At 66.4% G+C, this 14,752-nt stretch carries 13 protein-coding genes; 6 read left to right on the top strand and 7 right to left on the bottom strand.

All coding sequences use genetic code 11. The annotated features are described in order from the left end of the window. Positions 1-102: 102 nt before the first annotated feature. Together nbrcactino_RS00470 and nbrcactino_RS00475 are read right to left on the bottom strand one after the other, a co-directional pair. A complete protein-coding gene (locus tag nbrcactino_RS00470; RefSeq protein ID WP_161925578.1) occupies positions 103-2,307 on the bottom strand; it encodes a 3-hydroxyacyl-CoA dehydrogenase NAD-binding domain-containing protein in 2,205 nt (734 codons plus the stop codon). A gap of 25 nt (positions 2,308-2,332) precedes the next feature. Continuing rightward, positions 2,333-3,544 carry an acetyl-CoA C-acetyltransferase gene (locus tag nbrcactino_RS00475; RefSeq protein WP_161925579.1) on the bottom strand — a complete coding sequence of 404 codons (1,212 nt, stop codon included), beginning with the start codon at positions 3,542-3,544 and terminating at the stop codon, positions 2,333-2,335. Between the two features lie 146 nt (positions 3,545-3,690). Here nbrcactino_RS00475 and nbrcactino_RS00480 point away from each other — a divergent pair, with 146 nt between their 5' ends. The 4 genes from nbrcactino_RS00480 to nbrcactino_RS00495 all read left to right on the top strand — a co-directional run bounded on the left by nbrcactino_RS00480 (position 3,691) and on the right by nbrcactino_RS00495 (position 7,707). Next, on the top strand, positions 3,691-4,863 hold the full coding sequence (locus nbrcactino_RS00480; RefSeq protein WP_228460592.1) for a TetR/AcrR family transcriptional regulator: 1,173 nt from the start codon (positions 3,691-3,693) through the stop codon (positions 4,861-4,863). Further along, positions 4,860-5,798 (top strand): adenylate/guanylate cyclase domain-containing protein, encoded by a 939-nt coding sequence (locus tag nbrcactino_RS00485; RefSeq protein ID WP_161925581.1) that lies wholly within the window; start codon positions 4,860-4,862, stop codon positions 5,796-5,798. The genes nbrcactino_RS00480 and nbrcactino_RS00485 overlap by 4 nt, the downstream gene beginning before the upstream one ends. A gap of 116 nt (positions 5,799-5,914) precedes the next feature. Beyond that, on the top strand, positions 5,915-6,895 hold the full coding sequence (locus nbrcactino_RS00490) for an ATP-binding cassette domain-containing protein (RefSeq protein WP_161925582.1): 981 nt from the start codon (positions 5,915-5,917) through the stop codon (positions 6,893-6,895). After that, the gene (locus tag nbrcactino_RS00495) at positions 6,892-7,707 is read left to right on the top strand and encodes an ABC transporter permease (RefSeq protein WP_161925583.1); all 816 of its coding nucleotides are present in this window, start codon (positions 6,892-6,894) and stop codon (positions 7,705-7,707) included. The genes nbrcactino_RS00490 and nbrcactino_RS00495 overlap by 4 nt, the downstream gene beginning before the upstream one ends. A gap of 7 nt (positions 7,708-7,714) precedes the next feature. Here nbrcactino_RS00495 and nbrcactino_RS00500 read toward each other — a convergent pair whose 3' ends face one another. Further along, positions 7,715-9,004, bottom strand: coding sequence for an ROK family transcriptional regulator (locus nbrcactino_RS00500; protein WP_161925584.1), 1,290 nt, complete (start codon positions 9,002-9,004; stop codon positions 7,715-7,717). 294 nt (positions 9,005-9,298) lie between these two features. Between nbrcactino_RS00500 and nbrcactino_RS00505 the strand changes: the two genes are divergently transcribed. Further along, entirely contained in the window at positions 9,299-9,973 is a 675-nt protein-coding gene (locus nbrcactino_RS00505; RefSeq protein WP_161925585.1) for a histidine phosphatase family protein, read from the top strand. Positions 9,974-9,994: 21 nt separating this feature from the next. Here nbrcactino_RS00505 and nbrcactino_RS00510 read toward each other — a convergent pair whose 3' ends face one another. Continuing rightward, entirely contained in the window at positions 9,995-10,603 is a 609-nt protein-coding gene (locus tag nbrcactino_RS00510; RefSeq protein WP_228460593.1) for a TetR/AcrR family transcriptional regulator, read from the bottom strand. An 85-nt stretch (positions 10,604-10,688) separates the two neighbouring features. On the opposite strand from nbrcactino_RS00510, the gene nbrcactino_RS00515 reads away from it, so the two are divergent. Next, positions 10,689-11,627 (top strand): homocysteine S-methyltransferase family protein, encoded by a 939-nt coding sequence (locus nbrcactino_RS00515; protein WP_161925587.1) that lies wholly within the window; start codon positions 10,689-10,691, stop codon positions 11,625-11,627. Positions 11,628-11,640: 13 nt separating this feature from the next. Here nbrcactino_RS00515 and nbrcactino_RS00520 read toward each other — a convergent pair whose 3' ends face one another. From nbrcactino_RS00520 to nbrcactino_RS00530, 3 genes are all read right to left on the bottom strand, one after another. After that, on the bottom strand, positions 11,641-12,657 hold the full coding sequence (locus tag nbrcactino_RS00520; protein WP_161925588.1) for a phosphotransferase family protein: 1,017 nt from the start codon (positions 12,655-12,657) through the stop codon (positions 11,641-11,643). A gap of 3 nt (positions 12,658-12,660) precedes the next feature. Next, a complete protein-coding gene (locus nbrcactino_RS00525) occupies positions 12,661-13,872 on the bottom strand; it encodes an acyl-CoA dehydrogenase family protein (RefSeq protein ID WP_161925589.1) in 1,212 nt (403 codons plus the stop codon). Between the two features lie 160 nt (positions 13,873-14,032). Further along, positions 14,033-14,668, bottom strand: coding sequence for a hypothetical protein (locus tag nbrcactino_RS00530; protein WP_161925590.1), 636 nt, complete (start codon positions 14,666-14,668; stop codon positions 14,033-14,035). Between the last annotated feature and the right edge of the window lie 84 nt (positions 14,669-14,752).

Raw genomic sequence — 14,752 nt, forward strand, 5'->3', positions numbered from 1 at the left:
CCACGAATCAAAGGCCGCTGCTGCGGCGAACCCGCTAGACGAGACAAGCCCCACACCATTTCGGTGTGGGGCTTGTCTCGTACTACCGGGTATGCCGACCGACTAGGCGTTGACCTTGGTCAGCGTCTCGTTGGTGAGCTTCTCACCCTTCTGCGCCTTCTCGACCAGCGAGGCCGGCGGCTCGAAATGCGAACCGTACTTCGCGGCCAGCTCCTTGGCCCGCTCCACGAAGCCCGCAACGCCACCCTCGTACTGGTTGACGTACTGGACCACACCACCGGTCCAGGCCGGGAAACCGATACCGAAGATCGAGCCGATGTTGGCGTCCTCCACCGAGGTGAGCACACCCTCGTCGAAGCACTTCACCGTCTCCAACGCCTCGGCGAAGAGCATCCGCTCCTTCATGTCCTCCAGCGGGATCACCTTGGAACCGGACTTGAAGTGCTCACGCAGCCCCGGCCACAGCAGGCCGCGCTTGCCGTCGGTGTAGTCGTAGAACCCCTTGCCGTCCTTCTTGGCGGTGCGTCCCTGCTCCACCATCCAGTCGATGACGTCGTAGGACCCGTGGTGCGGGAACTCAACACCGGCCGCCTTGGCTGCCGCCTCGGTCTCCTTGCGGATCTTCTGCGGCAGGGTCAGGGTCAGCTCGTCCATCAGCTGCAGCGGTGCGGCCGGGTAGCCGGCCTGGGTGCCCGCTTGCTCGATGAATGCCGGTTCGATGCCCTCGCCGACGGCCGCGACAGCCTCGTTGATGAAGGTGCCGATGACTCGGCTGGTGAAGAACCCGCGGCTGTCGTTGACGACGATCGGGGTCTTGCGGATCGCCAGGGTGTAGTCGATGACCTTGGCCAGCACGGCGTCGGAGGTCTTCTCACCCTTAATGATCTCGACCAGCGGCATCTTGTCGACCGGGGAGAAGAAGTGGATCCCGATGAAGTCCTCGGACCGCTTCACACCCTCGGCGAGGATGGTGATCGGCAGGGTCGAGGTGTTGGAGCCAAGCACGGCATCCGGCTCGACGATGTCCTCGATCTCCTGGAACACCTTGTTCTTCACCTCGACCGACTCGAAGGCCGCCTCGATGACGAAGTCGACACCGGCGAAGTCAGCCGCGTCCACCGTCGGATGAATCCGATCCAGCAGTGCCTTGGACTTCTCCTCGGTGGTCTTCCCACGCGAGAGCGCCTTCTCCTCCAGCTTGACCGAGTAGTCCTTGCCCTTGTTGGCAGCATCGATGTCGATGTCCTTGAGCACGACCTCCATGCCGGCCTTGGCCGAGACGTAGGCGATCGCCGCACCCATCATGCCCGCGCCGATGACGCCAACCTTCTTGACGGTGTGCTTGTCGAAGCCCTTCGGCCGCGACCCGCCGCCGTTGATGTGCTGCAGGTCGAAGAAGAACGACTTGATCATGTTCTGCGCAACCTGGCCGGTGACCAGCGAGACGAAGTAGCGCGTCTCGATGAGGTCGGCGGTGTCCACGTCGACGTAGGCACCCTCGATAGCCGCGGCGAGGATCGCGCGCGGGGCCGGCATGTTGGCACCCTTGATCTGCTTGCGCAGCAGCGCCGGGAAAGCTGGCAGATTGGCGGCGACCGCCGGGTTGGTGGGCGCACCGCCCGGGATCTTGTAACCCTTCACGTCGAAGGGCTGCTGGGCCTCCGGGTTGGCAGCAATCCACTTCTTCGCGGCCGGGATCAGCTCCTCCACCGAACCGACGACCTCGTTGACCAGGCCGGTGTCCTTGGCCTTGGCCGGAGTGAACTGGGTGCCCTGCAGCAACACGCCCATCAGCGCGTTCTGCATGCCGAGCAGACGCACGGTGCGGACCACGCCGCCGCCGCCGGGGAGCAGGCCGAGGGTGACCTCGGGCAGGCCGATCTTGTTGCCCTTGACGTCAGCAGCGATGCGGTAATGGCAGTGCAGCGCGATCTCCAGGCCACCGCCGAGGGCGGCACCGTTGATGGCGGCGACTACCGGCTTGCCCAACGTCTCCAGCCGGCGCATGACGGCCTTCATGCCGTTGGCCCGCTCGGTGATCGCGGTGGCGATCTCCGCCTTGGTGACATCCTTGGGGCGGTCGGCGCTCATGTCCTTGAGGTCGCCGCCGGCGAAGAAGGTCTTCTTCGCCGAGGTCAGGATGACACCGGTGATGTCGTCCTTCTCGGCCTCAAGGCGGTCCACGGTGGCCGCGATGGAACTGACGAACAGGTCGTTCATCGTGTTGGCGCCCTGGTTGGGGTCGTCCATCGTCAGGATGACGACGCCATCGGCGTCCTGCTCCCAGTTGAACATGTTCTCGCTCATTGAATTTCCAAGTCTCTTTCTGCGCTTAGAGGCGCTCGATGACGGTCGCGACGCCCATGCCGCCGCCGATGCACAGGGTCACCAGGCCGTAGCGGCCGCCGGTGCGCTCCAACTCGTCGAGGCAGGTGCCCAGGATCATGGCGCCGGTCGCACCAAGCGGGTGGCCCATCGCGATCGCGCCACCGTTGACGTTGACCTTCTCGTGCGGGATGTTGAGGTCCTTCATCCACTTCATGACGACCGACGCGAAGGCCTCGTTGAGCTCGTAGACATCAATGTCCTCGGTGGTCAACCCAGCCTTCTTCAGGGCCAACTCGGTGGCCGGGGTCGGACCGGTGAGCATGATCGCCGGCTCCGAACCGATCTCGGCGTAGGAGACGATGCGGCCCCGAGGCGCGAGTCCGTTGCGCTTGCCGGCTTCCTCGGAACCGATCAGCACCAGGCCGGATCCGTCGACGATGCCGGAGCTGTTGCCACCGGTGTGGACGTGGTTGACCTTCTCGACATTCGGGTACTTCTGCATGATCACGTCATCGAAGCCGGCCATGTCGGCCAGCCCCTGGAAGGCGGGCTTGAGCTTGCCCAGCTGTTCAGCGGTGGTGCCCGGGCGCATGTGCTCGTCCCGGTCGAGCACCACAACACCGTTGATGTCAGTCACCGGAAGCACCGACTTGGCGAAGTAGCCCGATTCCCATGCCTTTGCGGCGCGGGCCTGCGACTCGGCGGCAAACGCGTCGACGTCGTCGCGGGAGAAGCCTTCGATGGTGGCGATCAGGTCGGCGCCGATGCCCTGCGGGGCGATGTAGTTGTCGTAGGCGGTGGCCGGGTCCATGAACAACGCACCACCGTCGCTGCCCATCGGCACGCGCGACATCGACTCGACGCCACCGGCGAGGACCAGGTCGTCGAAGCCGGAGGCGACCTTGGCCGCGGCCAGGTTGCAGGCCTCCAGGCCCGAGGCGCAGAAGCGGTTGATCTGGGTACCGGGGACCGTCTCGGGCAGACCCGAGACCAGTGCGGCAGTACGGGCGATCACAGCGCCCTGCTCGCCGACCGGGGAGACGACGCCCAAAACGACGTCATTAACGTCGGCCGGGTCGAGGCCGCCGTGACGGGCCAACAGCTGGTTGATCAGTCCCGACACGAGGTCGATCGGCTTGACGCTGTGCAGCGCGCCACCGCGCTGCTTGCCACGAGGCGTGCGGACCGCCTCGTAGATGAATGCTTGTTCAGGCACGGATGTTCCTTTCACACGAACCATCGTTGGTTACGACGCCAGACTAACGCCCAATAACTTATTTGGCTATAGCAGGTGGTCAATAGGTTCACCGGAATGCAATCTTGGGCTATGGTCAGTTCACCATGTCTGTCCAATCCGCCCGCATGAGCCGACCGGCCGATCGTCGTCGCCAGCTCATCGAACATGCCGCCGCGCTCTTCGTCGAGCGTGGCTATCCGCATGTCGCGATGGCCGACATCGCCCGGGCCGCAGGCGTGACAGCGCCATCGCTGTACCGACACTTCACCGACAAACGTGACCTGCTCGGCGCGGCCGTCCTCTCCGGCGTGGACGACCTGGAGATCTGCACCGATCGCGCCCTGGCCACTCCCGGCACACGGGCACAAACCACCCGAAAGCTGATTGAGGCGATCACCAAGCGGCCCGACTCCGCGTCGCTGTGGCGGTGGACCGGCGCCTACCTCAGCGACGCCCAGAACCGGGAGGTCGCGCTGCGCACCCGCGCGGTCCTGCGCCGGTGGTCCGATGCCCTCTTCGGTGACGCCGACCTGGCCGATTGGGAGCGGTCCCAATTGACCTGGGCCCTGCTCAGCGTCGCCGGTTCGGGCACCGTGCACAGCAGGCGGCTTTCGGCAGCCCGAGAACTCGACGAACTCACCGACCGCGCCCTACGACTGCTCAGTCTGCGCCCCGCGCAGGCACCACCCCGGCCGTTCGCGGTCCCGAGCTCACCGTCGACGACCCGCCGCGACGAGATCCTCGACGCGGCCTCACAGCTCTTCGCCGAGCGCGGCTACGCCGACGTCGGAGTCGACGAGATCGGTGCCGCCGTCGGAATCAGCGGGCCGAGCGTCTACAACCACTTCTCGTCGAAGGCGGCGATCCTCGTCGGGATCGGCCAGCGCAGCGCCGCCCGATTGGAGGCCGGGGTGATCGCCGTCTACGGCGCGGCGGGCACCCAGCCCGACGACCCGGCGGCACTGCTGACGGGCTTGGTCGACTCCTACGTCACCGCCATCACCGCGACCCCCGACCTGTCGGTGTCGTTCAACAACTCGCCCGCCTTGGCCACCGACCCGGCCGCGGTCGCACTGCTTGACAGCCAGCGCCGCTACGTGGCGCGGTGGATCGAGCTGCTCGCCGCCGCCGAGGCCGTCCCAGCCGCCGAGGCCGGCGTGGGCGTGCACGCGGCGCTCTCGATCGTCAATGACGCCGTGCGGCTGCGCCGCGGCACCTCCCGTCCCGAGTTCGGTTCCCAGATGGCCTATCTGATGCGCGGCGTGCTGCTGGGCGAAGTCGCGAGCGTGGACCCATGACCGACGAGCAGCGCTATAGCCGAGCCGAACTGACTGCGGTACTGGGAGTTTCGCCCGAACAGGTTGACCGGCTGTGGAATGCGTTCGGCTTCGCCCGTCGGCAGACCGACGCCAAGATCTTCAGCCAGCACGACCTGGACGCCCTGCGGTTGTTCGTCGTCGCCTCACGGGTGATCCCCGACGACGAGCAGGTCGCAACCGCCCGCGCAATCGGGCAGAGCGCCGCCCGGTTGGCCGATTGGCAAGCCGACATGTTGCTCGACCTCGACCGCAACCCCGCCATCACCTGGTCGATCGACGACATGGCCCGCGCGATGAGCACCATCCAAACGATGGTGTGGCGGCGGCACCTGGAAGCAGCCCTCGAACGCGACGTCGCCCAGGTGGATCCGACGGCGGCCGAGTCGCAGCGGCTCGCCGGGGTCCGCACCACCGAGGTCGTCGGGTTCGCCGACATCGTCGGGTTCACCAGCCTGTCGCGTCGCATCGACCTTCCCGACCTCGAAGTACTCCTCGAGGCCTTCGAGAACCGCGTCCACGCGGTCATCACCGCCCACGGCGGGCAAGTCGTCAAAACGCTGGGCGATGCCGTGTTGTTCACCAACACCGACGTCGCGTCGGCCGCCTCGACCGCCGTGCAGATCCAAGAGGAAGTCGCCGACGTCGACCCCGTGCCCCCGTTGCGCATCGGACTCGCCTACGGTGAGATCCTCAACCGGCACGGTGACGTATTCGGCGAGCCGGTCAACATCGCCTCGCGCCTGTGCGGCTCAGCGCGACCGGGCACGACCCTGATCGACGCGGCACTGGCCGAGGCCATCGGCCGCGACGAAGGGCAAGGCTTGCGGATCCGCCCGATCCCGACCCTGTCGGTCCGCGGATACCGTCGGTTGAAGGCGTCGACGCTGACCCAAGCGCGACCGGCACGGGACTGAGCAGCACTGACGAGCCCGGCGGCTGGGGCCTTGGTCCCAGCGGCGGGTGAAGTTCTGGTTGCCGACGGCAAAAACTGATAGGCGGTTGTCCGACCGATCGCCTATCGTCGGATCCCATGACCACGCCCAACCCCGAGTATGCGATCGAGGCCGTCGATCTCGTCAAACGATTCGGCGATTTCACCGCCGTCGACGGCATCAGCTTTCACGTACCCCGCGGCACCGTGCTGGGTCTGCTGGGCCCCAACGGCGCCGGCAAGACCACGACGGTCCGGATGATGACAACGCTGTCGAAACCGACCAGCGGTACCGCCTACGTCGCCGGATACGACGTCCGCACACACCCCGACGAGGTGCGCCGCAGCATGGGGCTGACCGGGCAGGCCGCCACGGTCGACGAGATTCTCACCGGACGCGAGAATCTCGCAATGATCGGTGGCCTCTACGGGATTGGCCGCCGCGCGTTGGCCGCCCGGAGTGATCAACTGCTCGAACAATTCTCCCTAACCGAGGCCGCCAACAAGCCGGTCAAAGACTACTCGGGCGGAATGCGCCGACGCCTCGACCTTGCGGTCAGCCTCTTGGCCGCACCACCGGTACTCTTCCTCGACGAGCCGACGACCGGACTCGACCCGCGCAGCCGAAATGAGTTGTGGGATGTGCTCCGGGGACTCGTCAACGACGGCACGACCCTGTTGCTCACCACCCAGTACCTGGAGGAAGCCGACCAACTGGCCGACGACATCGTCGTTGTCGACCGCGGGCGGATCATCGAGCACGGCACCGCGATGCAGCTCAAACAGCGGGCTGGGGCCGCAAGCCTAGTCCTCACCGTGTCCGACGCCGCAGATCTCACCGCCGCCGCGGAGGTCCTGCGGCGCGCCGGTGGCGAGGTCTTCGTCGAGGAGAACGCCCGCCGGGTGACCGCCCCGGCCACCGGCCTGGGTGATTTGACGGCCGCAGCCACATTGCTCGACGAATCCGGCATCGCCGTCGACGACTTGGGCCTGGCCCGGCCCAGCCTCGACGACGTCTTCCTCTCCCTTACCGGTCACCGCACTGAATCCGACACCGCCCAACAGGAGCCTGCCCAATGACCACCCTGGTAGAAACCTCACCCACCAGCCTGTGGCGCCAGTCCTGGATCATGGTGAAGCGCAATCTGATCCACACCAAACGCATGCCCGAGATGCTGGCGGATGTGACCTTCCAGCCGATCATGTTCGTGCTGTTGTTCGCCTTCGTTTTCGGCTCTTCGATCGCGGTGCCGGGCAGTAACTACAAGGAGTTCCTCCTGCCGGGGATCATGGGCCAGACAATCGCGTTCACCGCCTTCATCGTCGCCAACGGGATCACCGCAGATCTAGACAAGGGCATCATCGATCGATTCCGGGCCCTACCCATTCACCAGTCCTCAGTGATCATCGGCCGCTCCATCGCCGCGGTCCTCCACTCCTCAATCGGCATCGTGGTCATGGCGGTGACCGGCTTGGCAATCGGGTGGCGGATGCGCAACTCCATCGGCGAAACCCTCCTCGCCTTTGCGCTCATCCTGCTGTTCGGATTCGCCATGATCTGGTTCGGACTGATTGTCGGGTCGTGGCTCAAGACCACCGAAGCGGTGAATGGCTTCATGTTCACCACATTGTTCCCGGTGACTTTCCTATCCAACGCCTTCGTGCCGACTGCACCGATGCCGTCGTGGTTGCGCGCGATTGCCGAGTGGAATCCGATTTCCGCCCTGGTTCAGGCGATGCGCGTGTTGTGGGGCAACGGTCCGGCGGCTCCTGTGGACGCACCATGGCCGTTGCAACACCCGGTGCTTGCCACCATCATCTGGTCGGTGAGCCTCACCGTGATCTTCGCGCCGATCGCGATCGTGATGTACTACCGCCGCACGACTGACTGACCCCCGGCTACGCGGTAATCGCGATGGCGCCGAGGGGGTCGCTGTAGAGCGCATCAAGGGAGACCGCGCCGGCGGCCTGCTGCTGCACGCTCACCCCGGCCCGCGAGACCCGGACGTCGCGCTTGGCGGTGACGCTGGTGTCACGGATGACCTTGGCGACGACCGGCAGTGTCTGCGGCGCATCGGTGAAGGCCTGACCGCCGAGCACCACGTGGTCGGGGTTGAAGATGTCTGCGATAAGGGCCACCGCGCGGCCGAGCACCTCGGCGCGTTCGACCAGGATGTCGCGGGCTACCTCGTTGCCGTCGCGGGCCGCCTCGTGTACGTCGGCGATGTCGGTGATGCCCAGGCCTGCCGCCCGCGCCGCCGCGACGATACCGGTATCGCTGGTCGCGGCCTCGAGTTGGCCGGTGCGGTGCGGGTCCAGCAGGGTCGTGGCACCGATTGGGAAATGTCCGATGACCGGCGGCCCGGCGCTCGGGGTGTGCACCGAACCGTCGACGCTGAAGGCAATACCAACCATCTCGCGCGCATAGAAGTAGAGGAAACTGCCCCGCTGAGTCGGGTTGGCGACGAGTTCGGCGTCTGCCATGGCCTCGACATGCGACGCCACCGAGACCGGGTAGCCGAGAATCTCGGCAAAGACCTGGCCGACGGGCGCCTGCGACCATCCCAACCGCGGATGGTCGACATTGCCACCCTCGTATACCCGGCCGCCGAGGGCGATACCCACCCAGCGGATGTCGCGGTTGCGCCACCGCGAGGTGAAGCCCGCGACGGTGTGGGCCAGCGAGGTCAGCGCATTCTCCGCCCCCGCCTCAGCCGGTGTCGGGACTGTGATGGATCCGACGACGCGGTGCAACAGGTCGTGCGCGGTGATCGAGGTGACCTTATAGCCGATGTGCACACCGATGGTCAGATGCTCGGCGACCGCTATCTCCACCGGCAGTCGCGGCCGGCCTACCGCACCCGCCGGGGCGAGATCGCCGCGTTCGCGGACGAGCCCGGCCTTCACCAGCGCACCGACCTGGCGGTTAACCGTCGACGTGGATAGTCCGGTGGCATCGGCGATCTCGTCGCGGAAGACCGGGGCGGCCTGCCGGATCACCCGCAGCACCTGGGCGGCGGGCTTATCCGACAGTGCCAGGTTGGGAGTGCTGATGTGGGTGTGGTCGAGGTGATGCCGGGCGGGCAACGGTACGCCCACCGGGCGCGGCGACCGGGTGTGCGGTACCCGGGGGCTGGGAACGAGACGGGTGGGGGTGGTTGTGGCGGGTCGATCCAGAATGCTGGTCATGGTGGGTCCTGGTGTGTTGGCCGACACGACAACGCTCATCGACAGTCGGCGGGGAATGCGGGAAGGCCCGGGCTAGGGGGCACTGGGATAGAACGATCAGCGCATTCGGCAACAACACAGCATTCGCGCGAGCGGCAGACGGCAGCCCAAAGCGGTGGTCACGTAGGTGACCTCCGGGGCGCGGTGCGCAGGCGACGACATGTTCGCCAAGCTAGCAGCGTCGACGTGGGGGTGCAAGATCAAGAGCCCACCTCCGGGGCCCAACGTGGTGCAACTCACCACTACCCTGGCCCCATGGGCTCCCTTTACCTCGTACGGCACGGCCAGGCGCAAGCGTCGGCATACGGCGCGACCGACGAACAGGGGGGCAGTGAGCCCGGCAGCCTAACCCCGATCGGCGACCAGCAGGCCCTCTTGACCGGGCAGACCCTCGCCGGGGTGGTCGCGGGGTTCACCTCCACGATCAGTGGAAGTTTGACCCGTCAGCGCCAAACCCTGGGCGGGATCCTGCAGGCCTTCGACGACGCGCCCGCCGCGACGGTCGACGACGGATGGGACGAATACGACCTGGCCGGGCTGCTGGGTGCCCCGACCGCGGACCAGCTTGCCGACGGCCGCACATTCCAGCAGTCCCTCGACGGAGCACTGGCGGCCTGGGTGCGCGGCGAACTCGACGCGGCCGTACCCTTCGCCGCGTACGCGGCGCGCGTCGCCGACGCCGGTCGACGCGCCGTCGCGCAGGCGGGTTCGGGCAAGAACGTCCTCGTCGTGTCCTCGGCCGGGTCGATCACACTATGGCTGGCCCAGCACCTGGGCATCGGCGTAGACCAGTGGCCCGCACTGGCCCGCTCGATGATGAACGCGTCCATCACCAAGACCCTCGTCGGGCGCCAAGGCGTCACGATCCTCTCGATCAACGAGCACCTCCATTTGACCGACCGCGACGGCGGGATCGCGACGTTCCGCTAGCCAAGCCGATCCTCGCAATCGCTACTCAGATCTGGATTGACTCGTCAGCGCCTCGTAAAGGACGCGCACCGCCGAAAGCTGCCGCCGCATATGACCCGGGTCCCCGGTTGCGCGGCACAGAATGAAGGCGCCCTCGAACGTGACGAACAGATGGTCGGCCAGCGCGTCGACGTCGTGGTCGGAATCCCCCAACGCGCCCCGCAGCAAATCGGCGACAGCCTGTCGCCAAGCCCGTACGGCGCCGAGGATCGGAACTGCGGTATCGGAGCCGACTAACTGTCGCTCGGTGAGCACGGCGACGTACAGACAACTCGACTGGGAGCCCATCACCTCGTCGGCATGGTCCTCGAAGTGCGCCATGAATGCCAGGAGCCGTGCCCTCGGGTCGTCGATTCCGGCGACCACGTCTAGCCCCTCTTGCAGTACCCCGACATCGGCTTCGGCGTAGCGCCGTACCAGCTGTTCGGCTAGGTCGGCCTTGGAGGAAAAGTGGTGGAAGAACGAACCCTTGGAAGACCCCGCCGCGGCGATGACTTGGTCGATCGAAGTCGCGGCGTAACCGCTGTCGATCACGAGTCGCTCGGCGGCGTCGAGAATGCGGATTCGGGTCGCAGACCCATCGCGGGGCATACCACCACTTGTACCAGACTTACTGGTCTGCTATAACAGACTGATCAGTCTAGACCACTTAGTCTGATTAGATCGAAGGGCGATCATGGACACAACTGCCTGGCAACTACCCGAAATCTCCCACGGCTGGGTCACCGACGGCGGCCTAGAGACCGATCTGATCTTCCATCGAGGAATCGACCTGCCCGACTTCGCGGCCTTCCCCCTACTTGAGGATCGGTCCGGTCGCAGCGAGCTCGAGTCGTACTACCGTGACTACGCGCGGGTGGCAGCAAAGGCCGATGCCGGCCTGATCCTGGAGACACCGACATGGCGTGCGAACGCCGACTGGGGCGCCCGTCTGGGCTACGGCGCCGACGAGTTGCGGCGCGTCAACAGCGAGGCGATCACGTGGATGCGATCCGTTGCCCGCGATCTGACCGACGTCGCCGACGTCCTTGTCGCAGGAGTGATCGGACCACGCGGCGACGGCTACCGGCCGAGCGATCAGGCGGTCGATGAAGCGACCGAATACCACCGGGTGCAACTAGCCTCGTTCGCCGAAGCCGGCGCAGACTTCGTGACGGCGTACACTTTGTCGACGCTCGCCGAGGCAGTCGGCATCGTTCGGGCAGCGGCCGACGTCAACATCCCCGTCGCGGTGTCCTTCACGGTGGAAACCAACGGGCACCTCCCTGACGGCTCCACACTCAGCGAGGTGATCAACTCTCTCGACAACGCGACCGGATCCGCCGCCGCACACGTTTTGGTCAACTGCGCCCACCCCGATCACATTGCCCCGGGTATTGACGCCGATGCGGGCTGGACCCGGCGGATCGCCGGGCTGCGCGTCAACGCCTCGCACATGAGCCACGCCGAACTAGACGAGGCGTCGAGCTTGGACGAGGGCGAGATCGACGGTCTGGCCGCGGACCTCCGGTCGCTGGCCGCAGCACTACCGGCGCTCCGGATCGTCGGCGGGTGCTGCGGTACCGACGTGCGCCACGTCGCGGCGATGTGGGACAAGTGGTCTCCAGTCCACTGACCCGGCAAGCCCCCTAGGAGACCCGGCTGAGTCCGGTGGCGATGAAGGAAGCGGTGGCCTCGGCGGCGCGCTCGGCGCCCTCGGCACCCGACGATCCACCGAGCAGCGCCCGGTGGGTGATGCCCTCGGCAATCACCCCGAGTTTCAGATTTGCCAGACCCAGGTAGAAGTCCCAGTCGCCGAGGTCGGCACCGGTCGCCGTCGCATAAGCCTGGGCCATCTCGTCGGCGCTCGGATAGCGATCGCTGGTCCAGGCAGCTTCGAAACCCAACACGGTCGCAAACACCGGCTGCCGGTAGATGCACATCAGCGCCGCGTCGGTGAGCGGGTCGCCCAGGGCGGCCATCTCCCAGTCGACCACGGCCTTGACCCGTGCCGGGTCCTCTCGGTCGATGATGGTGTTGTCGACGCGGAAGTCGCCGTGGACGATCGTGCTGCGCGCGTCAGCGGGGACGCGGTCGGTGAGCTTGGCGACGAGGCGGTCCACGTCGGGCAGTTCGCGGGTCTTCACCAAACCCCACTGGCGCGCCCACAATTTGACCTGGCGGCCGGCGAATCCCTCCGGGCGGCCGAAGTCCCCGAGGCCGATGGCGTTGTAGTCGACGGCGTGTAGGTCAGCCAAAGTCTTCACCAGCGCACCGAAGTTGGCGCCGACCTGGTCGTCGGTCCAGACCGCCAGGTCCTCGACCGATCGGATCACCAGACCGTCGACGAACTCTACGACGGTGCACGGCGCACCGATATGGGTGCCGTCGCGGTCGATGGCCACGGTCGGCGCGACCGGGACTGCAGTACCTGCCAGCGCCGAGGTCACCGCCCATTCGCGCTCCATGTCGTGCGCGGACGGGGTGAGTCCCCCCATCGGAGGACGGCGCGCGACCCAATGGTGCTCATCGTCGCGGACATCGAAGGTCAGATTGGATCGGCCGCCACTGATGAGGTCAATCTGCAATTCGCCGACGACGTCGACGCCGTTGGCAGACAAGAGGTTTCGCAGGTCCTGCCCGTTGAGACCGGGATGATCGGCCATCGGTCAGCCTTTCCGCTCAGCGGCTTTGCGGGCCCGGCCGACCGCGCGCTTGGCGATCGCCCACCGGTGCACCTCGGAGGGCCCGTCGTAGATCCGGAACGGGCGGAGCTCATTGGCCAGCCGTGCCAGCGGCAGATCGGCGGAGACGCCCAGGCCACCACACATCTGGATCGACCGGTCGACGATTCGCGAGAAGGCCTCGGCGCCATAGGTCTTGGCGATCGACGTGGAATCGGACGCATGCTCGCCCTGGTCGAGCTCGTAGCAAGCGCGGGCGAGTAGCGCTTGGGTTGCCGCCAAGTCGATCTCGTTGTCGGCGATCAGCTGTTGGATCATGCCGAGGTCGGCGAGCTTGCCGCCGAAGCCGTCGCGCTCGCGCACGTAGTCGACAGCGACGCGATGCGCACGTTGTGCCGATCCCAGCCAGCGCATGACATGGGTCATCCGCGCCGGGCCGAGGCGGACCTGGGCGTAGCGGTATCCCTCGTCGACCTCGCCGAGGACGTCTTCGTCGGGGACGAAGACGTCGGTGAAGGTCATCTCGCAGTGCCCGCCGATCATCGCCTTGTCGATGGTTTCCACGTGTCGGTCCACCGAGATCCCGGCAGTGCCGCCGGGCGCAAGGAACATGGTGGCGCCACCGCGGTCGCCGACCCCTCCCGCCGTCCGGGCCATGATGATGAAGAACCCGGCCCCCTCGGCGCCGGTGATGAAGCGTTTGCGCCCGTTGATGCGCCACCCGCCGCCGACGCGGGTCGCCGTCGTGGAGAGCTGATTTGGATCGGCACCGGCGCCGCTAGGCGCGGGCTCGGTCATCGCGAAGGCGCTGCGGACCTCGCCGGTCGCAAGCGGCCCGAGGTACTTGTCGCGCTGGGCGTCGCTCGCGATGTGGGCGAGCATGTGGACATTGCCCTCGTCGGGGGCACCGATGTGCAGGGCGGCCGGCCCAAAGGTCGACAGGCCGGCGGCGGAGAAGACCGGCGAGCGGTCCGACATGCTCAACCCGAGCCCGCCGTACTCGACCGGGGCGTGCGGGGCGAAGACCCCGGCCGCCTTGGCCTTGGCGTTGAGCTCGCGCCGCAGATCGTCGCCGCCGGCGGCGGTGATGTCACCGGCGAATTCCTCCTCGACGGGCAGGACGTGCGCCGCGATGAAGGCCTCGGTGCGGGCAACGAGGTCGAGCACCTCGGCTGAATAGGACAGGTCGACCGGCATTGATTCACTCCACTTCGTTACCGAGCGGTCGCTCGGTCATCGTCACCATAGGCGTCCTTGAGGTAGTGGTCAAGGCCGGTGCATCACGGGCAACGCGCCACGGGCAACGCGCGATGGCCCCGACACCGTTGGGTGCCGGGGCCAGAGCGCGGGTCGCAAATCAGTTACTGCTGCCCATGTCGTAGAGGAACTGGTCCAGCGGCGACCGCTGCGACGGCGGCGGCGTCGGGTTGTGCTGAATCTTCAATGGCTTGTATTGCACCTTCTTGGGCGGCTTCGGTGCCGGCGGCGGTGGCGGGGCCGGCTGTGCTGGCTTGGGAACCAGAATCGTCTTGGTGAACTGGTAGTGGTACTTCGGCGCGCCCGGATTGCCGAACGGGGTGGGGAAGCTGTTGTCCGCATTCGACATGCAGTCAAACGAGGCTTCCGTAAGGCCGTAGGTCACCAGGGTGAGGACCCCAGCGCTTTCGGTCCCTTTGAGGAGTTGGAATTTGCCGGATTCCTTCTTTGCCGGGTCATCCTTGTTCACCGTCCAGATGCCACAGTTCAACCCCCGGTCCAGCGTGTTGACGGCCTTGAAACGCACATGCCCGTCGGTATGGCCCGTGATCGTGATCTGAAAGCCCCCGTTCGTGCTCTTGAAGACGTAGCCCGTCGACGTCGCCGAGGCCCCACCAGCCGCCAGGGCCGACGCGGTCAGGGCGAGAGCCGCCACGGCGCCCGTCATAGTTGCTATCCGTAACATTTCGATCTCCTCTGTTGCCGACACTGTCGGGAAATGGTTGGCAACGGCCACGCTAGGATCCCCCCGCGACGACGGCGCGAGTAGTTGACTACTCGAATTCACACCCAACGATGTTTCCGATATGAGACCGGCGTG

The organism is Gordonia crocea (assembly GCF_009932435.1).
GTDB lineage: Bacteria > Actinomycetota > Actinomycetes > Mycobacteriales > Mycobacteriaceae > Gordonia > Gordonia crocea.